At 65.8% G+C, this 26,587-nt stretch carries 34 protein-coding genes and 2 pseudogenes; 31 read left to right on the forward strand and 5 right to left on the reverse strand.

Annotated features, from left to right (window positions below; translation table 11 throughout):
• The 23 genes from rplD to secY form a co-directional block, all read left to right on the forward strand.
• Positions 1-413 (forward strand): 50S ribosomal protein L4 (gene rplD, locus ACFQEU_RS01315; RefSeq protein ID WP_379778448.1); only part of this gene is annotated, 413 nt, incomplete at its 5' end.
• On the forward strand, positions 410-664 hold the full coding sequence (locus tag ACFQEU_RS01320) for a 50S ribosomal protein L23 (protein WP_379778450.1): 255 nt from the start codon (positions 410-412) through the stop codon (positions 662-664). The genes rplD and ACFQEU_RS01320, both read left to right, overlap by 4 nt.
• 1 nt (position 665) lies before the next feature.
• A complete protein-coding gene (locus ACFQEU_RS01325; RefSeq protein WP_379778452.1) occupies positions 666-1,388 on the forward strand; it encodes a 50S ribosomal protein L2 in 723 nt (240 codons plus the stop codon).
• The gene (locus tag ACFQEU_RS01330; RefSeq protein ID WP_379778454.1) at positions 1,385-1,810 is read left to right on the forward strand and encodes a 30S ribosomal protein S19; all 426 of its coding nucleotides are present in this window, start codon (positions 1,385-1,387) and stop codon (positions 1,808-1,810) included. The genes ACFQEU_RS01325 and ACFQEU_RS01330 overlap by 4 nt, the downstream gene beginning before the upstream one ends.
• Before the next feature lie 3 nt (positions 1,811-1,813).
• Positions 1,814-2,278, forward strand: a complete 465-nt coding sequence (locus tag ACFQEU_RS01335; RefSeq protein ID WP_379778456.1) for a 50S ribosomal protein L22 — start codon at positions 1,814-1,816, stop codon at positions 2,276-2,278.
• Positions 2,278-3,219 (forward strand): 30S ribosomal protein S3, encoded by a 942-nt coding sequence (locus ACFQEU_RS01340; protein ID WP_379778458.1) that lies wholly within the window; start codon positions 2,278-2,280, stop codon positions 3,217-3,219. Before ACFQEU_RS01335 ends, ACFQEU_RS01340 begins: the two co-directional genes overlap by 1 nt.
• Before the next feature lie 2 nt (positions 3,220-3,221).
• Positions 3,222-3,434: a 50S ribosomal protein L29 gene (rpmC, locus tag ACFQEU_RS01345; protein WP_379778460.1), complete on the forward strand. Its 213-nt coding sequence runs from the start codon at positions 3,222-3,224 to the stop codon at positions 3,432-3,434.
• A 2-nt stretch (positions 3,435-3,436) separates the two neighbouring features.
• Positions 3,437-3,895, forward strand: coding sequence for a ribonuclease P protein component 1 (locus tag ACFQEU_RS01350; protein ID WP_379778462.1), 459 nt, complete (start codon positions 3,437-3,439; stop codon positions 3,893-3,895).
• Positions 3,886-4,230: a 30S ribosomal protein S17 gene (locus tag ACFQEU_RS01355; RefSeq protein ID WP_379778464.1), complete on the forward strand. Its 345-nt coding sequence runs from the start codon at positions 3,886-3,888 to the stop codon at positions 4,228-4,230. Before ACFQEU_RS01350 ends, ACFQEU_RS01355 begins: the two co-directional genes overlap by 10 nt.
• Complete coding sequence (locus ACFQEU_RS01360) at positions 4,230-4,628, forward strand: 50S ribosomal protein L14 (protein WP_379778466.1); 399 nt, start codon at positions 4,230-4,232, stop codon at positions 4,626-4,628. The genes ACFQEU_RS01355 and ACFQEU_RS01360 overlap by 1 nt, the downstream gene beginning before the upstream one ends.
• A 2-nt stretch (positions 4,629-4,630) precedes the next feature.
• A complete protein-coding gene (rplX, locus tag ACFQEU_RS01365) occupies positions 4,631-4,987 on the forward strand; it encodes a 50S ribosomal protein L24 (RefSeq protein WP_379778468.1) in 357 nt (118 codons plus the stop codon).
• Positions 4,984-5,739 (forward strand): 30S ribosomal protein S4e, encoded by a 756-nt coding sequence (locus tag ACFQEU_RS01370; RefSeq protein WP_379778470.1) that lies wholly within the window; start codon positions 4,984-4,986, stop codon positions 5,737-5,739. The genes rplX and ACFQEU_RS01370 overlap by 4 nt, the downstream gene beginning before the upstream one ends.
• Positions 5,732-6,256, forward strand: a complete 525-nt coding sequence (locus tag ACFQEU_RS01375) for a 50S ribosomal protein L5 (RefSeq protein ID WP_379778472.1) — start codon at positions 5,732-5,734, stop codon at positions 6,254-6,256. The genes ACFQEU_RS01370 and ACFQEU_RS01375 overlap by 8 nt, the downstream gene beginning before the upstream one ends.
• Positions 6,253-6,426: a 30S ribosomal protein S14 gene (locus tag ACFQEU_RS01380; RefSeq protein ID WP_379778474.1), complete on the forward strand. Its 174-nt coding sequence runs from the start codon at positions 6,253-6,255 to the stop codon at positions 6,424-6,426. The genes ACFQEU_RS01375 and ACFQEU_RS01380 overlap by 4 nt, the downstream gene beginning before the upstream one ends.
• A gap of 2 nt (positions 6,427-6,428) precedes the next feature.
• A complete protein-coding gene (locus tag ACFQEU_RS01385; RefSeq protein WP_209483241.1) occupies positions 6,429-6,821 on the forward strand; it encodes a 30S ribosomal protein S8 in 393 nt (130 codons plus the stop codon).
• Between the two features lie 2 nt (positions 6,822-6,823).
• The gene (locus tag ACFQEU_RS01390) at positions 6,824-7,357 is read left to right on the forward strand and encodes a 50S ribosomal protein L6 (RefSeq protein ID WP_379778477.1); all 534 of its coding nucleotides are present in this window, start codon (positions 6,824-6,826) and stop codon (positions 7,355-7,357) included.
• Between the two features lies 1 nt (position 7,358).
• Positions 7,359-8,075, forward strand: a complete 717-nt coding sequence (locus ACFQEU_RS01395; protein WP_379778479.1) for a 50S ribosomal protein L32e — start codon at positions 7,359-7,361, stop codon at positions 8,073-8,075.
• On the forward strand, positions 8,068-8,529 hold the full coding sequence (locus ACFQEU_RS01400; RefSeq protein WP_379778481.1) for a 50S ribosomal protein L19e: 462 nt from the start codon (positions 8,068-8,070) through the stop codon (positions 8,527-8,529). The genes ACFQEU_RS01395 and ACFQEU_RS01400 overlap by 8 nt, the downstream gene beginning before the upstream one ends.
• Positions 8,529-9,086 (forward strand): 50S ribosomal protein L18, encoded by a 558-nt coding sequence (locus ACFQEU_RS01405; RefSeq protein WP_379778483.1) that lies wholly within the window; start codon positions 8,529-8,531, stop codon positions 9,084-9,086. The genes ACFQEU_RS01400 and ACFQEU_RS01405 overlap by 1 nt, the downstream gene beginning before the upstream one ends.
• Positions 9,079-9,726 carry a 30S ribosomal protein S5 gene (locus ACFQEU_RS01410; protein ID WP_379778485.1) on the forward strand — a complete coding sequence of 216 codons (648 nt, stop codon included), beginning with the start codon at positions 9,079-9,081 and terminating at the stop codon, positions 9,724-9,726. Before ACFQEU_RS01405 ends, ACFQEU_RS01410 begins: the two co-directional genes overlap by 8 nt.
• A complete protein-coding gene (locus tag ACFQEU_RS01415; protein ID WP_379778487.1) occupies positions 9,726-10,190 on the forward strand; it encodes a 50S ribosomal protein L30 in 465 nt (154 codons plus the stop codon). The genes ACFQEU_RS01410 and ACFQEU_RS01415 overlap by 1 nt, the downstream gene beginning before the upstream one ends.
• Positions 10,187-10,684 (forward strand): uL15m family ribosomal protein, encoded by a 498-nt coding sequence (locus tag ACFQEU_RS01420; protein ID WP_379778489.1) that lies wholly within the window; start codon positions 10,187-10,189, stop codon positions 10,682-10,684. The genes ACFQEU_RS01415 and ACFQEU_RS01420 overlap by 4 nt, the downstream gene beginning before the upstream one ends.
• A 3-nt stretch (positions 10,685-10,687) precedes the next feature.
• On the forward strand, positions 10,688-12,163 hold the full coding sequence (gene secY / locus ACFQEU_RS01425) for a preprotein translocase subunit SecY (RefSeq protein ID WP_379778491.1): 1,476 nt from the start codon (positions 10,688-10,690) through the stop codon (positions 12,161-12,163).
• A 141-nt stretch (positions 12,164-12,304) separates the two neighbouring features.
• Here the strand turns inward: secY and ACFQEU_RS01430 are convergent.
• Positions 12,305-13,154, reverse strand: a pseudogene (locus tag ACFQEU_RS01430) (AAA family ATPase).
• Positions 13,155-13,359: 205 nt separating this feature from the next.
• On the opposite strand from ACFQEU_RS01430, the gene ACFQEU_RS01435 reads away from it, so the two are divergent.
• The gene (locus ACFQEU_RS01435) at positions 13,360-14,178 is read left to right on the forward strand and encodes a phosphatase PAP2 family protein (protein WP_379778493.1); all 819 of its coding nucleotides are present in this window, start codon (positions 13,360-13,362) and stop codon (positions 14,176-14,178) included.
• A 90-nt stretch (positions 14,179-14,268) separates the two neighbouring features.
• Positions 14,269-14,571: an FkbM family methyltransferase gene (locus tag ACFQEU_RS01440; protein ID WP_379778495.1), complete on the forward strand. Its 303-nt coding sequence runs from the start codon at positions 14,269-14,271 to the stop codon at positions 14,569-14,571.
• Between the two features lie 40 nt (positions 14,572-14,611).
• Here ACFQEU_RS01440 and ACFQEU_RS01445 read toward each other — a convergent pair whose 3' ends face one another.
• From ACFQEU_RS01445 to ACFQEU_RS01455, 3 genes are all read right to left on the reverse strand, one after another.
• A complete protein-coding gene (locus ACFQEU_RS01445; RefSeq protein ID WP_379778497.1) occupies positions 14,612-16,321 on the reverse strand; it encodes a cation:proton antiporter domain-containing protein in 1,710 nt (569 codons plus the stop codon).
• A complete protein-coding gene (locus ACFQEU_RS01450) occupies positions 16,314-18,056 on the reverse strand; it encodes a cation:proton antiporter domain-containing protein (protein WP_379778499.1) in 1,743 nt (580 codons plus the stop codon). The genes ACFQEU_RS01445 and ACFQEU_RS01450 overlap by 8 nt, the downstream gene beginning before the upstream one ends.
• 140 nt (positions 18,057-18,196) lie before the next feature.
• On the reverse strand, positions 18,197-18,685 hold the full coding sequence (locus ACFQEU_RS01455; protein ID WP_379778501.1) for a cation:proton antiporter regulatory subunit: 489 nt from the start codon (positions 18,683-18,685) through the stop codon (positions 18,197-18,199).
• 277 nt (positions 18,686-18,962) lie between these two features.
• Between ACFQEU_RS01455 and ACFQEU_RS01460 the strand changes: the two genes are divergently transcribed.
• The 3 genes from ACFQEU_RS01460 to ACFQEU_RS01470 all read left to right on the forward strand — a co-directional run bounded on the left by ACFQEU_RS01460 (position 18,963) and on the right by ACFQEU_RS01470 (position 21,475).
• The gene (locus ACFQEU_RS01460; protein ID WP_379778503.1) at positions 18,963-19,373 is read left to right on the forward strand and encodes an ArsR family transcriptional regulator; all 411 of its coding nucleotides are present in this window, start codon (positions 18,963-18,965) and stop codon (positions 19,371-19,373) included.
• 1 nt (position 19,374) lies between these two features.
• Entirely contained in the window at positions 19,375-19,674 is a 300-nt protein-coding gene (locus tag ACFQEU_RS01465; RefSeq protein WP_379778505.1) for a DUF7521 family protein, read from the forward strand.
• 97 nt (positions 19,675-19,771) lie between these two features.
• Positions 19,772-21,475 carry a formate--tetrahydrofolate ligase gene (locus ACFQEU_RS01470; RefSeq protein WP_379778507.1) on the forward strand — a complete coding sequence of 568 codons (1,704 nt, stop codon included), beginning with the start codon at positions 19,772-19,774 and terminating at the stop codon, positions 21,473-21,475.
• A 128-nt stretch (positions 21,476-21,603) separates the two neighbouring features.
• Here ACFQEU_RS01470 and ACFQEU_RS01475 read toward each other — a convergent pair whose 3' ends face one another.
• Entirely contained in the window at positions 21,604-23,697 is a 2,094-nt protein-coding gene (locus ACFQEU_RS01475) for a heavy metal translocating P-type ATPase (RefSeq protein ID WP_379778509.1), read from the reverse strand.
• A gap of 94 nt (positions 23,698-23,791) precedes the next feature.
• Between ACFQEU_RS01475 and ACFQEU_RS01480 the strand changes: the two genes are divergently transcribed.
• From ACFQEU_RS01480 to ACFQEU_RS01490, 3 genes and pseudogenes are all read left to right on the forward strand, one after another.
• Complete coding sequence (locus ACFQEU_RS01480) at positions 23,792-24,913, forward strand: tRNA (guanine(26)-N(2))-dimethyltransferase (RefSeq protein ID WP_379778511.1); 1,122 nt, start codon at positions 23,792-23,794, stop codon at positions 24,911-24,913.
• Between the two features lie 112 nt (positions 24,914-25,025).
• Entirely contained in the window at positions 25,026-26,312 is a 1,287-nt protein-coding gene (locus ACFQEU_RS01485) for a YhjD/YihY/BrkB family envelope integrity protein (protein ID WP_379778513.1), read from the forward strand.
• A 21-nt stretch (positions 26,313-26,333) separates the two neighbouring features.
• Positions 26,334-26,587, forward strand: a pseudogene (locus ACFQEU_RS01490) (phosphatase PAP2 family protein); the annotation flags it as partial.

The following is a 26,587-nucleotide window of genomic DNA, read 5'->3' on the forward strand; positions in this document are numbered from 1 at the left end:
GGTCGGCCATCGCGGCCACCGTCGACGCCGAGCTCGTCGCCGAGTGCGGCCACGCGTTCGACGAGGACCTCGACCTCCCGCTCGTGGTGAGCGACGAGTTCGAGGACCTCGAGAAGACCCAGGACGCCCTGGGCGTGCTCGAAGCCGTCGGCGTCGATGCCGACATCGAGCGCGCCGAGGACGGACGCTCCGTCCGCGCGGGACAAGGGAAAGCCCGCGGCCGCAAGTACCGCCAGCCGAAATCGGTGCTCGTCGTCACCAGCGAGACGCCGTCGCGTGCCGCCCGCAACCTCGCGGGCGTTGACGTCGCGACTGCGGGCGAGGTCAACGCGGAGGACCTCGCGCCCGGTGCACACCCGGGTCGACTCACGCTGTGGACCGAGAGCGCGGTCGAGGAGGTGGCCGACCGATGAGCTCGATCATCGAACACCCGCTCGTGACCGAGCAGGCGATGAACGAGATGGACTTCAAGAACAAGCTGCTGTTCCTCGTCGACGTCGACGCGACGAAACCGGAGGTCCGCGACGAAGTGGAGCGCCGGTACGACGTGGTCGTCGACGATGTGAACACGCAGGTGACGTCGAAAGGCAAAAAGAAGGCGACGGTCACGCTGTCGGACGACGACGACGCGACCGAGATCGCCTCCCGTATCGGGGTGTTCTGAGATGGGACGACGAATCCAAGGACAGCGGCGTGGACGCGGCGGCCCGACGTTCCGGGCCCCGTCCCACCGCTACAAGGCGGAGCTGTCGCACAAAACACTCGAGGACGCCGACACGATCAGCGGCGAGATCGTCGGGATCGAACACGACCCCGCCCGCTCGGCTCCCCTCGCGGAGATCGCGTTCGAGGACGACGACCGTCGCCTCGTGCTCGCGCCGGAAGGCGTCAGCGTGGGCGACACGATCCAGGTCGGCGTGAGCGCGGAGATCAAACCCGGCAACACCCTGCCGCTGGCGGAGATCCCCGAGGGGGTCCCCGTCTGTAACGTCGAGAGCAACCGGGGCGACGGTGGGAAGTTCGCCCGCGCGTCGGGCGTCTCGGCGACGCTTCTCACCCACGACCGTGACGTCACGGTCGTCCAGCTGCCGAGCGGCGAAGTGAAGCGGCTCGACCCGCAGTGCCGCGCCACGATCGGCGTGGTCGCCGGCGGTGGACGGACGGAGAAGCCGTTCGTCAAGGCCGGCAACAAGCATCACAAGATGCGAGCACGTGGGACGAAGTACCCGCGCGTTCGCGGCGTCGCGATGAACGCCGTCGACCACCCGTTCGGTGGCGGTGGCCGACAGCACCCCGGCAAGCCGAAGTCCGTCTCGCGGGACGCCCCGCCGGGACGGAAGGTCGGTGACATCGCATCCAAACGCACCGGACGAGGTAGCAACAAATGAGTTCCGAATACCGTACCGGCCGCGAGGGCAAAGAGTTCGCCTACCGCGGTCACTCGCTCGACGAGCTGCAGGAAATGGACGTAGACGAAGTCGCGGAACTGCTCCCCGCACGCCAGCGGCGAAGTATCACGCGAGGGCTGGGCGTCGAGCACGAGAAACTGCTCGAGAAGGCCCGCAACCGCGACAAAGAGGAGACCGCCGACGACCCCATCCGGACGCATCTGCGCGACATGCCGATCCTGCCGGAGTTCGTCGGTATCACCTTCTCCGTGTACAACGGCCACAGCTTCGAGCGCGTGCAGGTCGAACCCGAGATGATCGGTCATTATCTCGGCGAGTTCCACCTCACTCGAAGCACCGTTTCACACGGCCAGGCCGGCATCGGCGCGACCCGGTCCTCGAAGTTCGTGCCCCTCAAGTAACCCATGGGAATCAATTACAGCGTCGAGGCCGACCCGGAGACCACCGCCAAGGGGATGCTCCGCGACCGGCCCATCAGCGTGAAGGACAGCAAGGAGATCTCCCGGGAGATCAAAGGCGAGACCGTCGCCGACGCCGAGGAGTTCCTCCACGCCGTCATCGACGAGGAGCGGTCGGTCCCGATGCGCCAGCACAACGCTGGCGCGGGCCACCGGTCCGACATCGACGGGTGGGACGCGGGCCGATACCCCGAGAAGGCCGCGAAGGACTTCCTCAAGCTCCTAGAGAACGTCAAGAACAACGCGATCGAGCAGGGGTTCGACGGCGACGAGATGGTTATCAAACACGTCGCCCCGCACAAGGTCGGCGAGCGACCGGGTCGGAACCCGCGCGCGGCGGGTGCCACCCAGTGGAACACGACGCTCGCGGACGTCGAACTGATCATCGAGGAGCCGGAGGGTGACGACTAATGGCTGACGAACACCAATTCATCGAGGACGGCCTTCGCCGTTCACAGATCAACGAGTTCTTCGCCGACGAGCTCGGGCGCGCCGGCTACGGCGGCATGGACGTCGCCAAGACGCCGATGGGCACCCAGATCGTCCTCAAGGCGGAGAAGCCCGGGATGGTCATCGGGAAAGGCGGGAAGAACATCCGGAAGATCACCACGGAGCTGGAAGAGCGATTCGGGATGGACGACCCCCAGATCGACGTTCAGGAGGTCGACGAGCCCGACCTGAACGCCCAGATCGTCGCTGACCGTCTCGCCAACGCCCTCGAACGGGGTTGGTACTTCCGGAAGGCGGGTCACACGACGATCGACCGGATCATGGACGCCGGCGCGCTGGGCGCCGAGATCGTCCTGAGCGGGAAGGTCACCGGCGCGCGTTCGCGTGTCGAGAAGTTCAACCGGGGCTACATCAAACACAACGGCGAGCCCGCCCAGGAGGTCGTCGACCACGGCCAGGGCGTCGCCGTGATGAAACTCGGCACCATCGGGGTCAACGTGAAGATCATCCCGCCGGGTGCGAAGCTCCCGGACGACTTCGATATCCGTGAGGACGCCGAGGTCCCGGAGGTCGAACAGGCCAGTGCGGGCGCCGACGAGGGCGTCGAAGCGCTTCTGGAGGAGGAACCCGAGGATGTCCCGGACGTCGGGGCCGACGACGACGTCGAGGTCCCGGATGAGGACCCGGCGGACGTCATCGACGAGGAAGTCGTCGAGGAGGTCGTCGAAGAGGCCGCCGACGCCGGCGGTGACGCGACGGACGTTCCTGCCGAGGAGCCGGTCGAGACCGGCGATGTCGACGGTGAACCGGACGAGCTCGACGAGCTCGACGAGGAGATCGAGTCCGAGGCGGCCGACTTGGTCGCGGAGATGGAAGCCGCCGACGACGAGGAGGACGAGTAACAATGGCTATCCTCTACACCGAAGAGATCCGTGACATGACCGCCGCCGAGCGGGAGGTCGAGCTGGAGGAGCTCGAGACGGAGCTCCTCAACACGAAGGCACAGCAGGCGGCCGGCGGGATGCCCGAGAGCCCGGGCCGCATGAACGAGCTGAAGAAGACGATCGCGCGGATCAAGACGATCCAGCAGGAAGAAGGCGACTTCGACGACGAGTAACGATGATCTCCCCCGAAACGCTCACACGGCACGAACTCGTCGGCCTCCCGGTTCGGGTGGCTGACGCCGACAGCGACGCCCACGTCGGGATCGCGGGTCGCGTGCTGTTCGAGACGGTCAACACCCTCGTGGTGCGGACCGGATCGGGGGATAAACGAGTGCCCAAGCGGGGCACGACGTTCGAGTTCGCGGTCGTCGAGACGGCGACCGCACGCACAGATGAAGCCGCCGACGACGGCCAGTCGTCGGGGTCTGCGTCCCAACTCGGGTCGGATACTACGGGGGTCCGCCCCCGTCAGTCCGGCCCGTCCGAGTCCACAACCGTCGTCGTCGGTGACGACGCGGGCTCGGCGAGCCGGCGAGGCGAGTGCAAAGGCGTAGGCTACGTTACGGTGGATGGTACGCGGCTGCGGGACCGGCCCGCCGAACGCACCGAACGAGGAGTCTCACAATGGCGATAGGAATAGACGTACCCATGCCTCCGGAACCAACGGACCCGGAGGATTACGACTACGAGAAGTGCCCCTTTTACGGGGAGCTTCCCGTCCGCGGCCAGCTCCGAGAGGGGACGGTCGTGTCGACGGATATGGAAAAGACCGTCATCGTCGAGCGAGAATACGACGTGTTCGTACCGAAATACGATCGGTACATGAAGCGTCGGTCGCGCATTCCGGCACACGTGCCGGGCGTGCTCGACTCGCTCGAGGAAGGTGACGAAGTGACGATCGCGGAGACGCGACCGCTCTCGAAGACGAAATCACACGTCGTCGTCGAGAACCTGTCGGGTGATCAGTGATGGAGGCGCTCAAAGCCGACGTCACGCCGGGCCTCTCGAAGGGGTCGCTCATCACGTGTGCCGACAACACCGGCGCACGCGAGCTCAAGGTGATCTCCGTGTCGGGGTACTCCGGCACGAAGAACCGACATCCGAAGGCGGGTATCGGCGATAAGGTGACCGTATCGGTCACGAAAGGGACGCCGGAGATGCGGCGGCAGGTGCTGGAGGCGGTCGTCGTCCGCCAGCGCAAGCCGATCCGCCGTCCCGACGGTACGCGGGTCCGATTCGAGGACAACGCGGCCGTCATCATCGACGACCTCGACGAACCGCGCGGGACCGAGATCAAAGGTCCCGTCGCGCGTGAGGTCGCCGAGCGATACGGGAGCATCGCGTCGACCGCGACGATGATCGTATAACAATGACGAAACAGCCACGCAAACAACGAAAACGGTCGGAGACCGCGTCGCTTCACGAGCGACAGCGACAGGTCCGAGCCACGCTCACGGACGAACTCCGCGAGGAGTACGGCCAGCGAAACGTCCGCGTCAACGCGGGCGACACCGTCGAGGTACTCCGCGGCGACGCCGCGGGCACCGAGGGGGAGGTCCTCTCGGTCGACCTCACGGACGAGCGGATCACCGTCGAGGACGTGACCGTCGAGCGAGCGGACGGGGAAGAGGCTCCCCGCCCGCTCCCGGCGAGCAACGTCCGCGTGACGGAGCTGGACCTCACGGACGAGCGTCGCGAGGCGCGGCTCCAGGAGGACAACGAATGACGCGACATCAGAAACGACTGGCAGTACCGAACTCATGGCCGGTCGAGCGGAAGACCCAGACGTTCACCGTGAAGGCCGGCGCCGGCCCGCACGGTGAGGACGGGGTTCCGCTCGTCGTCCTGCTGCGGGACGTGCTCGGCTACGTCGACTCGACGAAGGAGGCGCGCTACGCGCTGAACACCGACTCGGTCCTCGTCAACGGGGACGCGATCTCGGACGAACAGCGTCCGATCGGGATGTTCGACATCCTGGCGTTCCCCGTTCGCGGGGAGTACTTCCGCGTCTTCCCCGACGAGGGGGGTCGGCTCGCGCTGACGCCCATCGACGAGGAGTCCGCGGGCAGCCGCCTCGGGAAGGTCGTCAACAAGACGGTCGTTCCCGGCGGCGACGCCCAGCTGACGCTCCACGACGGCACCAACGTGCGTGTCGATGTCGACGCCGACTACGACACCAAGGACTCGATCGTCATCGACAACGAGTCGAAGGAGATCGTCGCCCACTTCGAGTACGAGGAGGGCGCGCTCGTCACCGCGGTCGCCGGCCAGCACGCCGGCAGCATCGGGACGATCGAGACGATCGACGTCACCCTCGGATCGGGCTCGAACACCGTTGTCGTCGGCGACGACGGTGACGGGTACGAGACCGTCGAGGAGTACGTCGTCGTCATCGACGAGAACTTCACGGACGACGAGGACGCCGCGGAGGCGGCGGCCGAGTCCGACGCCGACGAGGCGGGTGAGAGCGATGAGTGACGCCGAGACCGTGACCCACGAGATGCGCGAGCCGACCCTCGAGAAGGTCGTCGTCCACATGGGCGTCGGCCAGGGCGGTGAGCCGCTCGCGGACGCCGAGGAGATCATCGAGGAGATCACCGAACAGCAGTCCGTTCGGACCACCTCGAAGCGCACCATCGCCGAGTTCGGGATCCGCAAGGGCGACCCGATCGGCGTCAAGGTGACGCTTCGCGGCGAGGACGCACACGAGTTCCTCGAGACCGCACTCGATCTGGTCGACGTTGCGGAGAGCCAGTTCGACGACACGGGGAACCTGAGCTTCGGGGTCGAGGACCACACCGACTTCCCGAGCCAGGAATACGACCCGAACATCGGTATCTACGGGCTCGACGTGACGACGACGATCGTCCGGCCGGGGTACCGCGTCGCCAAACGCGACAAGGTCACCCGATCGATCCCGTCGAACCATCGGATGACCGCCGAGGACGCGATCGCGTTCCTCGAAACGAACTTCGACGTGGAGATAACGGCATGAGTGAAGCGAACAACGAGACGGGCGAGCACGCGGCGAAACGCACCGGTCACCGGCACTCGTGCCGGCGGTGTGACCGCGAGCAGGGGTTAGTCGGCAAGTACGACATCAACCTCTGCCGGCAGTGCTTCCGCGAGGTCGCTCGAGACATGGGATTCGAGAAGTACAGCTGATCATGACAGGAAACGATCCATTCGCCAACGCGCTCGCAGGCGTCGATAACGCCGAGAGCGTCGGCCACCTGTCGTACACGGTAGAGCCCGCTTCGAACATCATCGGCTCCGTCCTCGAGGTCCTCTACGACCGCGGGTACGTCGACGGCTTCGAGTACGTCGACGACGGGAAAGCCGGGAAGTTCGAGGTCGAACTGAAAGGCGCGATCAACGAATGTGGTGCCGTCAAGCCCCGCTACTCGGCGGGTGCGGACGAGTTCGAGAAATGGGAGAAGCGATACCTCCCCGCCCGTGACTACGGGACGCTCATCGTCACGACGAGCCACGGCGTCATGAGTCACTACGAGGCCCGCGAAGAGGGCATCGGTGGCCAAGTGATCGCATACGTATACTAACAATGAACAGAGTCGAAATCGAGATCCCGGACGACGTCTCCGCCGAGATCGACCACCTCGAGCTCACGGTCGAGGGTCCCAATGGAAGCGTCACGCGACGCCTCTGGTACCCCGACATCGACGTGTCGGTCGAGGACGGCGCGGTCGTGATCGCCTCGGAGAACGAGGACGCGAAGACGAACGCCACGGTCGGCACCTTCGAGAGCCACGTCTCCAACATGATCCACGGCGTGACCGACGGATGGGAGTACAAGATGGAAGTCTTCTACGCCCACTTCCCGATGCAGGTCAACGTGGAGGGCGACGAGGTCGTCATCGAGAACTTCCTCGGTGAGCGGGCCGCACGGCGCGCCCCGATCCGCGGGGATACGGACGTACAGGTAGACGGCGAGACGGTTACGCTGTCGGGCTCCGACAAGGAGGCCGTCGGGCAGACCGCCGCCGACATCGAACAGCTGACGAAGGTGACCGACAAGGACACGCGTGTCTTCCAAGACGGCGTGTACATCGTCGAGAAGCCTACTGGAGGTGCCTAACATGGCAGACGAGCTCGAAGACATCAGCGGTGTCGGTCCCTCGAAGGCGGACGCCCTTCGTGCGGCCGGCTACGAGACGGTCGAGGACGTGAAGGCCGCCTCCCAGTCGGAGCTCTCCGAGGTCGACGGCGTCGGGAACGCGCTCGCCGCGCGTATCAAAGCCGACGTCGGTGGCTTGGAGGTCGACGAGGAGGCGGACGCGGAGATCGAAGACGAGACCGAGGAGGAGGACGAGGCCGCCGACGAGGAGGCCGACGCCGACGAGACGGTCGAGACGGAGCTTCGTCCCCGTGGTCACGCCGACAAGACGCCGGAGCTGGACGACGATACCGCTCGCGCGCTCGCACAGAAGCACCGCGAGGGGAAACCCCAGTTCAACCGGCAGGACTACCACAAAAAGAAGCGCATCCCGACCTCGTGGCGCAAGCCGCGCGGCGGGCTCTCGAAGCAGCGCCGCCGGATGAAAGGCAAAGGCGACGTCGTCGAGGCGGGGTTCCGCTCGCCGACCGCGTCGCGCGACCTGCATCCGAGCGGCTTCGAGGAGGTCCGTGTTCACAACACGGACGACCTCGAGGGCGTCGACGGCGACACGCAGGCGGTACGGATCGCCTCGAAGGTCGGCGGCCGGAAACGCGAACTGATCGAGGACGAGGCGGAGGAGCGCGAGATCCGCGTTCTCAATCCGACCTACGTCGAAGTGGAGGTCGACGATGAGTGACCTGAAAGCACAGAAACGGCTTGCAGCGGACGAGCTGGACGTCGGCAAGGGCCGCGTCTGGCTCGACCCCGAGGCACAGGAGGCGATCGCCGACGCGATCACTCGCGAGGACATCCGCGAGCTCATCGACCAGGGGACGATCCGCGCGAAGGACGCGAAGACGAACTCCCGCGGTCGGGCCCGAGAGCGCGCCGAGAAGCGCTCGTACGGTCATCAGTCCGGCGCCGGCACCCGGAAAGGGAAAGCCGGTGCGCGACAGAACACGAAAGACGACTGGAAGGCGCGGATCCGCGCACAGCGTGCGCGCCTCAAGGAGCTCCGCGACGAGGCGGACATGCTCGACGCCAGCGAATACCGCACGCTCTACAACAAAGCGAGCGGTGGCGAGTTCGAGGACGTCGCCCGTCTGGAGGCGTTCATCGAGACGCAGTACGGTTACGAGGTGAGAGAATAATGGCGACAGGACCACGATACAAGGTGCCGATGCGGCGCCGCCGCGAGGTCCGGACGGATTACCACCAGAGGTTGCGCCTGCTGAAATCGGGCAAGCCTCGCCTGGTCGCTCGGGTGAGCAACGCTCACGTCAGGGCGCAGCTGGTTACCCCCGGATCCGACGGCGATGAGACCCACGCGACAGCCACGAGCGAGGACCTCGCGGAGTACGGCTGGGACGCCCCGACGGGCAATCTCCCCAGCGCGTACCTCACGGGATACCTCGCCGGCGCTCGCGCCGTCGACGCCGGCCTCGAAGAGGCCGTACTCGACATCGGGCTCAACACGGCGACGCCCGGCAACAAGACGTTCGCAGTACAGGAAGGAGCGATCGACGCGGGCCTCGAGATCCCCCACAACGACGACGTGCTGGCCGACTGGTCGCGCACGCGTGGCGAGCATATCGCCGCGTACGCCGAGCAGCTCGACGAGCCGCTGTACAGTGGGGAGTTCGACGCCAGCGAGTTACCCGAGCACTTCGACGACGTGCTCGACGAGCTACAGGAGACCCATGAGTAGACACGACGACGGCTGGGAGCCGCGAACGCGTCTCGGCCGCAAGGTACAGGACGGGGACATCACGTCCATGGAACAGGCACTCGACTCCGGGCTCCCGCTGAAGGAGGCCGAGATCGTCGACCAGCTCCTCCCGGGGCTCGAAGACGAAGTGCTGGACATCAACATGGTCCAGCGAATGACCGACTCCGGTCGGCGCGTGAAGTTCCGGTGTGTCGTGGCGGTGGGGAACCGCGACGGCTACCTCGGCTACGCGCAGGCGCGTGACGATCAGGTCGGCGGCGCGATCCAGAAGGCGATCGACGTCGCGAAACTGAACGTAATCAAGGTCGACCGTGGCTCGGGGTCGTGGGAGGACCAACCCGGCGGAACGAACTCGCTCACCCGGAAAGCAGAGGGGAAGGCGGGCTCCGTCACCGTCGAGATCAAGCCCGCCCCGCAGGGGCTCGGGCTGGCGGCCGCCGAGACGGTCAAGAACATCCTCGAGCTCGCCGGCGTCGAGGACGCGTGGACGAGCTCTGACGGCAACACCCGTACGACGGTGAACCTCGCGAAAGCGACGTTCAACGCCTTGGAGAACGCAGCGCAGTCCCGAACGCCGCAGCACGCTCGACAGGTCCACTACGACGAGGTGAGCGAGTGATGCAGGCGATAGTCCAGCTCCGCGGTGAGGTCAACGTCGAACAGGGCGTCGAGGACACGCTCGACATGCTGAACGTCGGGCGCGTCAACCACGCCACGTTCGTTCCGGAGACCGACTCCTATCGCGGCATGATCACGAAGGTGAACGACCTCGTCGCGTTCGGCGAACCGAGCGTCGAAGCGGTCGCGGCCACCATCGAACGGCGCGGCGAACCGCTCGAGGGCGACGCCGATATCGACGACGAGTGGATCGCGGACAACACGGAGTACGACGACGTCGAGGCGCTGGCCGCGGCGGTCGTCGGCGAGGAGACGACGCTGCGCGAGCAGGGTCTCTCCCCGACGCTTCGACTGCACGCGCCGCGTGGCGGCCATGACGGGATCAAACACCCCGTCATCGAGGGCGGCGAGCTCGGCCGACACTCGACCGAAGAGATCGATTCGCTCTTGGAGGCGATGCGATGACAGACAAGAAACGCAGACAGCGAGGCTCTCGGACACACGGCGGCGGCACGCACAAGAACCGGCGCGGTGCCGGTCACCGCGGCGGTCGCGGTGCTGCGGGCCGCTCGAAACACGAGTTCCACAACTACGGACCCCTCGGCAAGCACGGGTTCAAGCGGCCGGAGGACGCGCAGACTGACGTCCTCGAGGTCAAAGCCCAGAAGCTCGACGAAGACGCGGCGCTGTACGTCGCGGACGGCCTCGCCGAGGAGGACGGCGACGCGTACGTTATCGACGCACGCGACGTCGTTGACGACGGGCACGACGCCGACGTCGTGAAGGTTCTCGGTGGCGGGCAGGTCCGAAACGAGCTCCATGTGACGGCCGACGCGTTCACGGCCGGCGCAGTCGAGGGTATCGAGTCCGCCGGCGGCGACGCGGTCCTTTCCGATCGCGCCGAACCCGCCGACGACGAACCGGAAAACACTTCGGACGAGAATAATAACGAGGCGTAAGTTATGAGCTGGAAGGAAGTCGCCGAACCGGTACTCACCCGGATGCCCGTCGTGGATCGCCCGGCGGGTCACGTCCCGTTCAAGCGAAAGCTGGCGTGGACGGCCGGGATCCTGATCGTTTATTTCTTCCTGACAAACATCAACCCCTTCGGGCTTGTCGCCGGACAGGGGACCGACTTCTTCGGGCAGTTCCGGTCGGTGCTCGCCGGTGAGCACGGCTCGCTGCTCCAGGTCGGTATCGGTCCGATCGTCACGGCGTCCATCGTCCTCCAGCTCCTAGGTGGGGCGAACCTACTCGGGTTGGACACCAACGATCCACGCGATCAGGTGCTGTACCAGGGGCTCCAGAAGCTCCTCGTGATCATCGTCACGGCGTTGACCGCCGCTCCGATGGTGTTCACTGGCGAGTTCCTTCCAGCCGACCCCGCGGTCGGTGAGGCGCTCGGGATCGGTGGGTTCGGCGTCGAGCTGCTGATATTCACACAAGTGTTCATCGGAGGCGTCCTCATCCTGTTCATGGACGAGATCGTGAGCAAGTGGGGCGTCGGATCCGGCGTGGGGCTGTTCATTATCGCCGCGGTGAGCCAGCAGATCATCGGCGGGTTCTTCAGCTTCTCCGCGCTCGGCACTTCCGGGTTCTTCGCCAGCTGGTACGGGATCATCATCGGTGAGATCGCGCTCGGCTCGCCGTTCACGGCCGAGGGGCTCCAGAACCTGCTGTTCGACCCGGGGAACGTCCTCGCGCTGTTCACCACGGTGTTCATCTTCGGGATCGTCGTGTATGCGGAGTCGGTCCGCGTCGAGATCCCGCTGTCACACGCCCGCGTGAAAGGCGCTCGTGGCCGCTTCCCGGTGAAACTCATCTACGCCTCTGTCCTGCCGATGATCCTCGTTCGCGCGCTGCAGGCGAACATCCAGTTCATCGGGCAGATCCTCTCCTCGCAGTGGGCGGGGATGCCGGAGTGGCTCGGCGTGTACGGTGACCAGGGCGAACCGGTCTCCGGGGTGTTCTACTACCTGAACCCGATCCAGCGTCGTGAGGAATGGATGTGGTTCCTTGGAGAGATCCCGGCGACCGTTGAGCCGTGGATGATCACCGTTCGAATAATTATCGACCTGACGTTCATGGTGATCGGCGGTGCGATCTTCGCGATCTTCTGGGTCGAGACGACCGGGATGGGGCCGGAGGCGACCGCAAAACAGATCCAGAACTCGGGGATGCAAATCCCCGGCTTCCGCCGGAACCCGCAGGTCGTCGAGAAGGTCATGGAGCGGTACATCCCGCAGGTGACGGTCATCGGCGGCGCGCTCGTTGGGCTGCTCGCCGTCATGGCGAACCTGCTCGGCACGATCGGGCAGGTCTCCGGAACGGGCCTACTGCTGGCGGTCTCCATCACCTACAAGCTGTACGAAGAGATCGCCGAAGAGCAGCTGATGGAAATGCATCCGATGATGCGCCAGATGTTCGGCAACGAGTAAGAACAGTTCTAGAACGTAACCGCGCGTTCTGGGCGTTCTTACGCAGCTTTATCAAAAGCCGCGTAGCCGGTTCTGCGACTCGCTTGATTCCAAGCGTCAGCTATCGTGCCTCTCTCGCCTTCATAGCGTTTGATAGCGCCCTTACGCTTGGTCCGTAATATCACCGAGCCCGAACAGTTGTACGTTATCGCGCTCGGATACAGCTTCTAGGACGGACTGTGTTGCACCATTCCGGGGGAATAAGGCGTACTTGATGTTTCTCTCACCGACGTCCGGCATCCAGCGTATCTCCACCGCGTGGTCTTCGAGAGAAGCGAGGGCCCCGTAGTCAAGCGGTGCGTTCGTGAACTTGCATTCCCTCACGACCATCGTCCCGTCCGAGATCGACGCCATCGAGATAGTACGGAACGCCACCGAAGATTCCCCACGTGAAGATTCGTTCTTCGGGCGAATATCCGTCCGGAACGAACTCCTGTGCAGCGGCGAAATCGAGGGGTCGGCGGTCGGGTCGTTCCGTGAATCGGCCGTACAGTGGACTGTTCCCGAGCAGCGTCGCTTCCTCCATCATGCTGATCGACGACCCGACCAAGAGAGGCGTCCCCGAGGTGTTCTGGAGTCGCCGGTCCCACAGTCGCTGAATGACCGAGAGGAGGCTTTCGTCGGCATCGATTCGGTATGGGAACTCGTCGAGAACCACGACTCCGTCCTGATCCCCCAGATATCCGAGCAACGCTTCCCAGTTCCCTTTGATCTACGTGATGTCCGGAACGTTTTCGGAGGCGACATCGACGAACTCGTCGAGCTGTATTTGGGAGGTAGTCTCTGTGGCCTGATAGACGACTGCGTCGTCACGGTCGGAGAGCGAGTGTCGGACGAGCTGTGTCTTTCCGAGGCGTCGCCGACCGAAACCCACGACCAGTTCTGGATCGTCGGAGTCGTAGCATCCGCGTAACCGAGAGAGTTCGGCTTCCCGATTCACGAAGCGGTCCATACACCCACTCCACTGTGACAGAGAATAACACTTCCAAATAGCCTATTTCAAAATAGGCTAATTTGAAATTGTCTACTGAAGTTTACCGCATCTCTTGATTTGAGCTGGTCAGGCGATAACGCATCTGCCGGGCTAACTTACACTGTCGTGAGCGAACGCGTCATCGACCGGTACGCTGATTGTTCGGTCACCCTACTCGTCACTCGTGCTCGATCTAGGCGTCCTCGTGCTCGCGGCGGTCATACTCGTCGCCACGCTCGCCGGCATTGCCGCCGTCGGCTGGCTGTGTGTCGGACCGGACCGGCTTCGTGCGGCACGCAGACGGCCCGGATGGTTCGCCGAGCGGCTGCGTGCGGTCGTCCCGTACGTCGGGGCGCTCGCGCTCGTGTTGGTCGTGAACAAGGGCCTCCAAGGCGTCATCGAACGGTTCTCTCACGCGTACGGCGTCGAGGCGACGGCAACGCTCCACGCGATCGAGGGTGACATCGTCGTTTCGTTCCAGAGCCTGCTCCCGACGCCGGCGACGGTCTACTTCGCGGCCGTCTACGTGGTTGGCTACGCGGTGTTGTTGGTCGCGCCCCTGCTCGTCTATCTGTTCGCCGAGCGGGCCCAACCGATGAAGCGGCTCGTCGCGGCGTACGCGGTCAACTACGCGGTCGCGGTGGGCTGTTATGCAGCCGTCGTCGCCTACGGTCCGCGCAACGCCGCCCGGGCGAGCGACGGGACGAGCGCGGACGCGCCGCTTCTGGAGTTCGTTCCGGACATCACGTCGATAACGGCGCTCGTGAACACGAACACGAACGTCTTCCCCTCGTTACACGCCGCGCTCTCCGTTACCGTTCTGCTGGTCGCTGCGACGACTCGAACCGAGTTCGAACGGTGGTTCGCGGTCGCGGCCGTCCTCGGGTCGTCGGTCGTCGTCTCCACGATGGCGTTGGGGATCCACTGGGTGACGGACGTGGTCGCCGGGATCGTGCTCGCGGTCGTCGCGGTCGCGATATCGGGACGGATCGTCGCTGAGTAATCGAACCGTCCGATCCCCTCACCCGCTGCTGGGAGTCTGTCGCCGCCGTACGAGAGATCGTATCTCTGACGGATGCTCCCGGCCGCACACGTGTCCGGCGTGTACGGTGAGGGCCCGGACGACACGGTCCGAGTCCACGCTGCCGCGGGCGACACCCTCGTTGCCGACGGCGAGATCCCGCCGCCGGATGTCCTGAAGACCGACACTGAGGGTACCGAGGCGGCGGTTCTCCGTGGTCTGGAAGCAACGATCCGGGAACACCGGCCGCGGGTCATCTACTGCGAGGTGCATACGGACACAGCGGCCGTCAAAGAGCTCCTCTGCGGCTTGGGGTACGCGCACGAACCGCTCCGGTCGGCACCACCTATCCTCCGGGCGGTTCCCCGAACGTGATCGCGTCCCCGATTTCGGAGTAGCGGCCCGCAATTCGAGCTCACTTGAGGCCGGAATCGAATCCTTCGGGCCCGATCTGTCCGACGATCCCCGAGTCGGACACCCGCTCCCTGAGCGAGCGGTAGTTCTCTCGGCGTAGCTCCTCGGGTGAGGCGTCGGCACCGATGAGTTCGGCCAGCGTCCGGCCGAACTGTTCGCTTGCGAGGAAGTCGGTGACGTTGACGTAGGTCGCGCCGGCGTCGACGAGCTCGATTGCGGTCTCCGTGTCGTCCGCACGCAGGATCACGTCCGCGTCGGTCTCCCACGAGAGGAGTCGGTCCGAGACTGGGCGGTCGGGAGCGGTCGACACGACGAGGTCGGCCCGATCGGGTGCGACGAGCGCCTTGACGTCGTCGTTCATCGCATCGCCGAACACGCAGGTCTCATGGAACTCCCGGGCGAGCTCGAACCGATCCGGGTCGCTCTCGACGACGACGACGGGCTTGTCGAGTTGCCGACAGATGGAGACGATACTGCTGCCGAGCTTTCCGTAGCCGACGACCACGACGTGGTCCTCCAGCGGCTGATCGGGAATCGAACTTCGAGCGCGCGTGCGTTCCCGTGCCGACCCAAACGTTCCGATTCGGTCGAGCACCCGATAGAACCGGTCCTCGTAAGTGTACGTGACTGACGACGTCACCATCGTCGCCGCCGCCGCGAGGATGATGGCGTCGAACAGCGATTGGGGGATCGCCCCGACCAACAGGCCGCTGATGGCGAGTATCAGCGCGAACTCGCTGATCTGATCCAGACTGAAGCTGGTGAGGGCGGCCGTCCGCGGGTCGTATCCCTGATAGATCAGTGCCCAGGCGGTGACGAGCGGTTTGACGATAACGATCCCGACGACGAGGGTCCCCGCCATCGCGAGGACGGTGACCGTGGGCGCAACCACGAGGCTACCGAGCGTGACGAAAAAGATGGCAGTGAAGAAGTTCTCGATGGATTCGAGCGCGGACAACAGCGCCAGGTTGTGTTCGAACTCCTGAGTGATCGAGATCCCGGCGGCGAAGGCACCGACGACGATCGACACGCCGAGCAGTTCGGCGAGCGCGAGGAAGCCGATGAGGATCCCGATCCCGGTGAGCATGATCAGCTCGTCCGAGTCACCGGAGAGCCGTACGAAGAGCCCGAAGAGGTAGACTCGGATGAGGATCGCACCGGCGAGCAGCAACACGCCGTATCCGAGCTGGAGAGCGACTCCATCGAGGGTGAACGTCGCGGTTCCGAGGATCAGGATGATACCGACGGCGAACAGGTCCTGGACGAAGTGGATCGATTCGGTGAGCCGTCCGTGGATCAGGTTGAGTCGGATCTCCCCTTCCGCGAGCTCGCGGCCGACGAGCGAGGAGCTCAACGCGGCCGCCACCGCGAAGTACGCTGCCGGGATCGGGTCGAGTCCGAACAGAAGCCCGATCCCGAACCCGATCCCGCCGACGACGAGCACTTGGACGGCCGCCACGTGTTCGCTGTCCCTGGCGACGGACCGGAACCGGCTCGGCTCGGCGCTCACGCCGAACGCGAAGACGAGGAACGCGATCCCCAGCTGGGCGAGTTCGAGCGTCGTTCCCGGGTCTATCAGATCGCCGACGCCGATCCCGAGTCCGACGAGGATATACAGCGGGACCGCCGGGATGGGGTAACGAGTCGCGACCAGTAGCGTCAGCGCCGCCGTCATGAAAACGATCGCCAGCGGCTCGACGAGCTCAGACATCGGTCTCACCGTCCGTCTCGAAGCGATCGGCCGCCGGGTCGCGCGGCCCACTCCCCTCGGCGGTCGAACGGAGCCGTTCGATGTCTTCCTCGACGGTATGCCGGAACGAGGAACGGTCCTCGATGTATCGAGTGAGATACTCTCGGATCCGGATCCCCGCGAGAACGGTCGGGATCGTCACGTAGTGCGCGCCCGCCTCATAGAGGTCAACGGCGGCGTCAACGCCGTCCGACTCGACGATGACGAGCGCGTCGTCCGCCGACTCGCGGATCGCGATCTCGTTGATCTCCGGCTGTACCGACGAAGACATGACCACGGACGCCCGTCCGATCCCTGCCTCCTTGCGGAGTTCGCCGTGCTTGAAGTCACCATAAATGACGTCGTACGGCGTGTCAGCGAACCGTTCGGACGTCTCCGGGTTTCGATCGACGATGACTACATCACCGACCGCCTCGTGGAGCAATGGTAACGTCGGTTCGGTGACGTCGTCGACGCCGATCACCACGGCGTGCTGGCGATAGGATCGCACGTCGACGTCCCGCTTCTCGTCGCTCTCGAAGCGGTCCCATATCGGCTTCGTGACGTCGTACAGCTGGTGGTTGTACTTGATCAGGTACGTCGAAAGGCTCATCGTCATGATCGCCATCAGACTCAGATACCCCAACACCGGCTCGTCGATGAACTCCTGTCGGACGGCCAACGCGCCGACGACGAGCGAGAACTCGCTGACTTGGACCATGTTGAGGCTTCCGAGGAACGAGGTCTCCGGGGTGAAATCCTCGCGGTCGATGAGGTAGAACATGATGAGGAAGTTACCGATCATCAGCACGGCCGAGGCGATCACCGCCTCCCGCCAGAACGCGAAGAGGTCGTCCGCGGCGATGCGGAGCCCGATACTCGAGAAGAACACGACCATGAACAGGTCCGTGAGCGGTCTGACCCGCTCCGTGAGCTCGGTCGTGTACTGCACCTGTGCGAGGCTCAACCCCGCGAGGAACGCCCCGACCTCGATGGAGAGGTCGAGCGCCATCGAACCGTAGATGAACAGGAACGCCCACGCGATCCCGACGATGAAAAACGCCTCCCGGTCGCCCGCAACGATCCTGAACAGCTCGGGCAGTACGTGCCGTGCGGCGAGATACGAGAAAACGCCGATTCCGGCCATCAACAGGAATATCTCGCCGATGTTGACCGCGATGGTCGCCGGGTCGTCGAACGATTCCGCGCCGAGGATCGCGAGCAGGACGACGAGATAGATGTCCTGAAGGATCAACACGCCGACGTCGATCTTCCCCGGGAGCGAGGTGAGCTCGTCTTTATCGGCGAGTACCTTGACGATGATCGGCGTCGCCCCGAAGACGGTCGCGAGCGCGATGATCGTCGTCTGCACGAGGGTGAACCCTAGCGCGTACGCGACCACGAACGCCAAGGCCGTCTGAAGCACCGTCTGCCAGATCGCGATGTTGATCACCGGTCGGAGGATCTCCCGGATATCGTCGATCCGGAGCTTGAGACCGAGCAAGAACAGCAGGAACCCCAACCCCAGCTCCGCCATGAGCTCGACGAGTTCCCCTTCGGTGATCACGTCGAGGAACACCGGGCCGAGGACGATCCCCGTGAAGATGTATGCGACGATGGTCGGTTGTCCCGACAATCGGAACAGGTACCCCAGCGCCACCGCTGTCAACACGATCAGCGCGAAGTCGGTCGCGATCGTGACGCTTCCTCCGACCATTACTCACGGAGTGTTCGGTTCATCGGTGGGCGTGGGCTGATAGGTCGCATCGAGTCGACGAACGGGTCTCGGATATATGGGCCCGGTGATCGCGTTCGATCCGATCCGTCACGCGTCGGTTCCGGTCGCGATACGGCGCGTCACGTGTCGTGAAAGAGCTCGTCCAGCTCCTGGTGTGCGGCCTGATCGCCGATAACGACGAGATGGTCGTCGACCGCCAGCGTGAACGTCTCCGGTGGGTGAGCGGTTCGCTCACCGCTCCGGACGACTGCGAGGATCGCGGCTTCCCCGTCCGTCCCGGCGTCGATCTCGCCGACCGTCTTCCCGACTGCTGGCGCGTTCTGCCTGATCTGATACCATTTCGTGTGCTCGTCAGTCGGGGTGACCTCGCCGGTGCGGGCGGGGACTGGTTGATAGTACGCTCCCACGAGCAGCAGTCCGAGGGCCCGCGCCTGCGAATCGGACAGCTCGGCGACGATCTCGTAGTCCGCCGCAGGGTCCTCGCGATAGTACAACCCTCGTCTCCCGCTGTTGTGGATGACCGTCGCGATGCTCTCCTCCTGTGTCAGGTCGACCTCGTATCGGACGCCGACGCCGGGGAGTTCACGCTCCCGTATCTCGAGTGGCATACTGTGTGTCTCTCCGCGCTGGTTCGCCGTTCCACCCGGATCCTCCTTAGTGTTACATCGGTCTTCAAACCGCTAAGTTCGGACGGCGTCGGACCTCTGTAACGGGGGCTGGACGATGGAAACACCCGTTTCGGATCGTTAGGTTCCGAGAAACCCCTCGGTGCGTTGGAGCGATGGATGACCCACATCCCTAATGGCATGGTGCGAGTACGTGTGGACGACGGGACGTCAGGGAACGGGCCCGGCACACCGATCCGCGTGACGACCACCACCGATCATGAGCAACCAATGGGACCCCGGCGGGATATTCGAGGTACTGGCCAGCGAGGAGAGTCGACGGATCCTGGCGGCCGCCAGCGTGCGGTCGCTGTCGGCCAAGGAGTTCGAACGGATCTGTGACGCGTCACTGCCGACGATCTATCGACGGATCACCGTCCTCGTCGAGTACGACATGCTCTCCGAAGAGCAGGTCGTCGACACCGACGGGAACCACTCGAAGCAGTACGCGACCGACCTACAGGAAGTGAACGTACGGGTGGAAGACGGTGAGTTCACCGTCAACCTGGAGATCCGCAAGGATACGGTTGACAAGTTCGGCGAGCTGTTCCGCGACCTGGGTGAGGGCCACCGCCGGTCCGTCGGAACCGATCTCCCCGACCTGACCTCGGAATCACCGACGGAGGACTGAGATGGCGAACACCGCACTCTGGATGTTCATCGTGAGCAACCTCCTCGTGTTCACGCTGGGGAGCGTGCTCACGGTTCTCAGCTATCGCGCACAGAAACGCCTCGATCAAGACTCGCTCAAGTACACGACTCTCGGGTTCGGCCTCATCACGGCGAGTATCGTCGCGGAAGCCCTGTACGCGCCGGGGATCGGCGGCGGAGACTGGCTGGTGGCACGCCATCTCCTCGTCCTCTACACGATGGAGTCGCTGTTCATCGCCGCCGGGCTGGGCTGTATCGCGTACTCGCTTCTTTCGTACTGACGGAACCGGTTCGGGGCATACGTGGCGATCCGCCTGCGTTCCGGCCGGGCGGGCCGGAAGGTCAACTATCTTCACGGCGACCGTTCAACGCGACCGTATGTCAGGACCCAATCCAGGCCCGATCGAAAGCGACCTCGAGATCGCTCGAGGAGTCACGCTCCGCCCGATCGAGGCGGTCGCGGGCGACCTCGGACTGGACCCCACCGACATCGCCCCCCACGGTGAGGGCGTCGCCAAGCTGACCACGGAGGCGGTACGGTCGGCGACCGAAGGCGATGCGGACGGAACCGTCGTGCTCGTCACCGGGATGACGCCGACGCCGAAGGGCGAGGGAAAGACGGTTACGACGGTCGGACTCGGTCAAGCGCTCGCCGAGCTCGGCGAGCGACCGGCGATCGCGATCCGGGAGCCCTCGCTCGGTCCGGTGTTCGGGATCAAAGGTGGTGCGGCGGGCGGCGGCTACTCGCAGGTCCTTCCGATGGAGTCGATCAATCTCCACTTCACCGGCGACATCCACGCGGTCACGGCCGCACACGACTTCCTTGCGGCGGCGCTCGACAACCACGTCCACCACGGGAACGAGCTGGACGTCGATGTCCGGCGGGTAACGTGGCCGCGGGCGCTCGACGTGAACGACCGCGCGCTCCGCGAGACCGTCGTCGGGCTCGGCGGCCCGACCGGGAGCGTCCCCCGGGAAAACGAGTTCGTGATCACTGCCGCCTCCGAGCTGATGGCGGTTGTGGGGCTGGCTGCGGATCTCGAAGACCTGCAGGAGCGGATCGGGCGGATCGTGCTCGCGTATGACACCGATGGCGACCCGGTTACGCCTGCCGACCTCGGCGTGACCGGGGCGGTCACGGCGCTGCTCCGTGACGCCCTCCGGCCGAACCTCGTCCAGACGAACGAGGGCGTCCCGGCGTTCGTCCACGGCGGCCCGTTCGCCAACATCGCCCACGGGACCAACACGCTCGTCGCCGACCGGGTCGGGGCGTCGCTGGCGGATTTCCTCGTAACGGAGGCGGGGTTCGGCGCGGATCTCGGCGCGGAGAAGTTCGCCCACGTCCTCGCCCGACAGGGGATCGTTCCCGATGTCGGCGTCGTGGTCGCCTCCGTCCGGGCCGTCAAACGACATGGCTTGGAGATGTGGCCAACCGACTTCGACGCGCTTGACGACCCGGACCCGGAAGCGGTCCGCGTGGGTGCGGCCAACCTCCGACACCACGTCGGGATCGTCGAGTCGTTCGGGATCCCTGCTGTCGTCGCGATCAACGTGTTCCCGGACGACGACGAGGCCGACTTGGCCGCGCTCGAGGACGCGATCGCAGAGACGTCCGTCCCGGTCGCACGCTCCACCGTGTTCCAGGAGGGCGGGTCCGGCGGGACCGACCTCGCCCGTCACGTTCTGACTGCCGCGGAGGCGGACCGCGAGTTCGAACTGCTGTACGATCTCGACGCCCCGATCCGTGAGAAGATCATGACCGTCGCCCGGGAGGTGTACGGGGCGGACGGCGTCGAGTTCGTGGACGGGGCGGGCGACGATATCGACCGCGCCGCGGACCATGGGTACGACGACCTCCCCCTCTGTCTCTCGAAGACGCCGTACTCGCTCTCCGACGACGCCTCGGCGACGGGCGTGCCAACGGACTGGACGCTAACGGTTCGGGAAGTGACCCCGTCCGCCGGTGCCGGGTTCCTTGTCGTCAAGACTGCCGATGTAATGACGATGCCGGGGCTTCCGTCGGAGCCAGCCGCAGAGGACGTGACAGTCGACGCCGACGGGAACGTCACCGGCCTGTTTTGACGGACACCGGAAGTCGCCGGGCGAACGTCTGGAGTCGCCGGGCGAATGTCGGGGGGACGCCGGGCGAATGTCGGGGAGTCGCCGGGCGAATGTCGGGAGGCTTCGGACGGACATCGATCGAACGGATCTCACCCCTCGAACCGGAGCAGCCGGAGGCCGATCAAACTCACGAGGACGGTCGACCCCTCGTGGCCGACTACCGCGAGCGGGAGGGGAATGCCGGCAGTGAGGATCGCCACGATCATGATCGCGATCGCGCCGAAGGCGATCGCGAAGTTGACGTACAGTGTCTTTCGCGTTTCACGGCTGAGCGAGAACGCGTACGGGAGTTTCCCGAGGTCGTCGGACATGAGCACGATGTCCGCGGTTTCGAGTGCCACGTCGGTTCCCGCGCCGCCCATGCCGACGCTGATGTCCGCGGTCGCGAGCGCCGGCGCGTCGTTGACGCCGTCGCCGACCATCGCGACCGCCTCGTGACGGTCCTGTAACGCCTCGACGTGGTCGACCTTCTCCTCCGGTAGCAGCTCCGCGTGTACCTCGTCGATCCCGACCTCGTCCGCGATGTGTCGGGCCACGCGCTCGTTGTCGCCGGTGAGCATGACGACCGTTTCGACGCCCGCCTCGCGTAGCCGCGCTATCGTTTCGGCCGCGTTCTCGCGGATCGTGTCGGTGAACGCGAGCCAGCCGAGCAGGCGCAGGTCGCCGTCGTCGCTCCCGGATCCCGCCCCGTCGCCGCTCCCGGTTCCCTGCTCGCCGCTTGCCTCACGGACGACGAGCACGCTCGTTTTCCCGTCGGTCTCCAGCGACCGCAGCCGATCGATCCCCCGATCGAGACCGTCGATCGATCGGTCGGCCGTCACCGTCTCGAAGTACCGCACGTTACCGATGTGGATCGTGTCGCCGTCGACGTCGGCGTGGACGCCCTTGCCGACGACCGCCTCGAAGCCGCTGGCATCAGGGATCTCCAGTCCGCGGTCCACCGCGGCGTCGACCGTCGCCGCCGCGAGGTGGTGTTCCGACCGAGACTGCACCGCGGCGGCGAGCGCCAGCAGGTCGTCGTCGTTCATCGGTACTTCCGTTCCTGTCTCCCGATCCGCTCCCGTCCCCGCCGACCGATCCGTTCGCGCCGACACCGCGAGGTCGGGGCGAGCGATCGCGTCCGTCAGCCGCGTATTGCCCTCGGTCAGGGTTCCCGTCTTGTCGAACGCGACTGCGTCGACGTTCCCGGCCGTCTCGATGTGCTCGCCGCCCTTGAACAGGACTCCCTGTCGGCCGCCGGCGGCGATCGCGGACAACACCGCCGCCGGCGTGGAGATGATCACCGCACACGGGGAGGCGGCGACCATGAGCGTCATCGCGCGGTAGAACGTCGGGTCGAAGGCGTGATCGAGAACGACGAGCGGGATCGCGATCGCCACGGCCGTCATCGCGAGCACGCTCACCACGTACGGCTGCTCGAACCGGTCGATGAGCTGCTGGGTCGGTGCCCGCTTGGACTGTGCGCGCTCGACCATGTGGATGAGCCGGGCGATCGCGGAGTCGTCGGACTCGCGTGTCACCTCCACCTCGAGGCTCCCCGTCTCGTTAATCGTCCCGCCGAACACGTCGTCACCGGGCTCCTTGCTCACCGGAACGGACTCGCCGGTCAGCGAGGACTGGTCGACCGTGCTCTCGCCGTCGACGACGACGCCGTCCAGCGGGAGCCGATCCCCCGGCCGGACGACGAACACGTCGCCGATCTCGACCTCGTCGATCGGGACGATCCTCTCCTCGCCGTTCCGCAGCACCCGCGCGGACTCCGGGCGCATCTCTACGAGCGACGCTATCGCGCTCCGGGACCGCCCGATCGCGTACTCCTCTAACACGCCGGACAGCGAGAAGAGGAACAACAGCATCGCTCCCTCGAACGGTGCGCCGATGTACAGCGCGCCGGTCGCCGCGAGGATCATCAACAGGTCGATCTCGATCGCCGGCTCGCGGAGGGCCCGAACGCTCTCTTTGAGCCCGTACCAGCCGCCGAATGCGTACGCCACTGCGTAGCTGCCCCAGACGACCGTTTGGGACGCGCCGAACCAGCTCCCGAGGAGCCCGACGACCATCCCGCAGAAGGTGAGTGCGACGAACGCCCCCTGTCGTCGGAGGACCGAGCGGTCGGTCACGTCACCGCCGTCGTCGAGCGCCAAGCGGTCGTCCTCGACCGCCCGCTCGTCGTCGGAGACCATACTTCTCTCTGGCTCACCGTCCCCGATAACGTTCACGCCCGATCCCGGGCGGTGGGAGCGGGGGGCTTTTGTTCCGGATCGCCGAAGCCGTGGCATGGAGATCGAGGAGGGTGGCGTCACGGTACGGGTCCCCGAGGCTCGCGACGGCGCGAGCGAGGGGACCGGCGGCGGCGTCTTCTTCAACCCGACACAGGAGCTGAACCGGGACATCACGGTCGCGACACTGCGTGCCTATCGCGAGCGCGAACCGCGAGCGGCGACGTACCTCGACGCGATGGCGGCTTCAGGGATCCGCGGGGTTCGGGCGGCTGCCGAGGGATACGACGCCACCTGTGCCGATGTCGACGCCGACGCGATCGAGCTGGCCGCCGAAAACCTCGCCGCCAACGGTCTCGAGGGAGAGACGGCCCACCGCGACGTCAACGCCCTGCTGCACGAGGAGTTCTTCGACGTGGTCGATCTGGATCCGTACGGCACGCCGATCCCCTTCGCGGACGCCGCCTTCGCGAACACGCGGAACCTCGTCTGTGTCACCGCGACCGACACCGCGCCGCTGTGTGGGGCCCATCTCGCGAGCGGGATCCGGAAGTACGGCGCGGTGCCGCGGAACACTGACTACCACCCGGAGATGGGCCTCCGGACGCTTATCTCCGCGCTGGTCCGTACCGCGGCCCGGTACGACAAGGCCGCCCGGCCGATCCTCTCGCACGTCTCGCGGCATTACGCGCGAACCTACCTCGAGCTGGAGTCCGGCGCGCAGGCGGCCGACGGCTGCATCGACCAGCTGGGGTACGTCGACAACTGTGAGGACTGCCTCTGGCGCGAGCCGACCGCCGGGCTGATCGCCGACCCCGCCGACACGTGTCCGATCTGCGGGAGCGATCGCGTTCTCACCGCCGGGCCGATCTGGCTCGGACCGGTCGCGGACGCGGCGTTCGCCCGGAAGGTCCGTGCTCGCGTCACCGACGATATGGGCGAGGCGAAACGCGCGCGGAAACTGCTCGGGACCGTCGCGACCGAGCTCGATACGCCGACCCACTACGACCAGCATCGGCTGTACAAACAGTGGGGAGAGCCGGCGATCGGGATGGACGAGTTCGTCGAGCGGCTCCGTGCGGTCGGCTACGCCGCGAGTCGCGCCCACTACCGCGGGACCGCGGTCAAGACGGACGCGTCGATCCCGGAGATGCGGTCGGTCGTCGTCGACGAGGCGTGAGGCGTCCCCGTCGGCCCGACACCGGGTGTGCGCTCCTCGACGGAGCGATGTCGAGCCTCGTCACCCCCGTCCCACCAGACCGGTTTAGTAGCCGTCGGCCGAACCGACGGTCGTGACCCGACACGCGACCCCTCGATTCGACACGGCCAGACGCGTCGTCGACGCGGTCCAGGACCAGCGGGTGACGTTCCTCGCCGCCGGCGTCGCGTACTACGCGTTCGTCTCCCTCATTCCCGCGCTGTTGTTGCTGTTGGTCGTCGCGAGCACCGTCTTCGGCGACGCGGTCGCGGCCCGGCTGCTCGCGCTCACCGGCGAGTTCCTCACGCCCGCCGGTGAGGAGGCCATCGGCGCCGCCGTCGCGTCCGCGCAGGGCCGCGCTGGGGCCAGTATCCTCGGACTCGGGGTGTTGCTCTGGTCGACGCTGAAGGTGTTCCGCGGGCTCGACACCGCGTTCATCGAGGTGTACGGCGTCGACGACGACGTGAGCTTCCTCGAACAGCTGACCGACGCGGGGTCCGTCGTCCTGGCTATCGGTGTCGGGATCACGGTCATGCTCGTCGTCGGCGCGGCCGTCACCGCGATCGATGTCCCCTTCTTGGAGGTCGCGAGCGTCCTGGGACTTCCCGTGCTGCTCACCGTCGTCTTCCTCCCGATGTACTACCTCCTACCGTACCCGCCGGTGACGGTTCGGGAGGCGCTCCCGGGTGCCGTCCTCGCCGCCGTCGGCTGGACCGTCCTCCAAGCGGGGTTTCAGGCGTACGCCGCGAGCGCCGGCCAGTACCAAGTGTACGGCGTCATCGGCGGCGTCCTGCTGCTCGTCACGTGGCTCTACATCGCCGCGATCGTCGTGATACTCGGTGCGGTGCTCAACGTGGTGTTGGCCGACGGCTCGCCCCTTCCGCTCCCCTCCGACGACGTCGCCAGTCTCGCGGACCGGCAGGTACAACACGCTCGCGGTCGACCCACCGATATGAACGGGCAGTCGGAGCGTGACGAGGGCGACGACGGGGAGCGGCCGCGCGGTGCCCCGGACGTCGCCGCCCTCGAGGACGAGGTCGAGAAGCTTCGCGCGCAGGTCGACGAGTTCGAAGCGGACGTACAGCGACGGACCGTCGAGAAGCCGGCGCTGGAGTCGGAGCTGAAACGGTACGTCCGGTCGCGGATGCGACGCGGACACGCCCGCGGATGGGGCCCGTATCTCGTCCTGCTGTACGGCACGATACTGACGCTCGGCGCGTTCGCGTGGCTGAACGGGATATACGCCATCGCCGCCATGATCGTCTTGGGGCTCTCGACGCTGGGGCTGTACACCCTCTTCATCATGGTCGGCATCGGGCTCAACCTCGTAGAGACGCCCGGCAAGGCGTTGGAGTACGCCCGCCGTCGCGGCGACGACTGATCGGCCGGGGCCGCACCTCGCATGTCACCTCTCAACCCCACGGCCGTCGTACCTGACTCGCGCAGCGTGGGCGAGTTCGCCGTCGTCGAGGCGCTCCCCGAGGCGGTCGTCGTCGCCTTCGCCGCCCTCACCCACCTCGCGGACCCGTGGTTCCTCTTCGGCCTGCTAGCGGCTCTCTACTGGTTCGGCGACGACCGGGTCGCCTCGCATCCCCGACGAGCCGGTGCGACAGCGATCGCCGTCGTCGCCGCCGGGTACGCCGCGGTCGCGCTCGG

The sequence above is a fragment of the Halorubrum tibetense genome (genome assembly GCF_042661865.1).
Taxonomy (GTDB): Archaea; Halobacteriota; Halobacteria; order Halobacteriales; family Haloferacaceae; genus Halorubrum; species Halorubrum tibetense.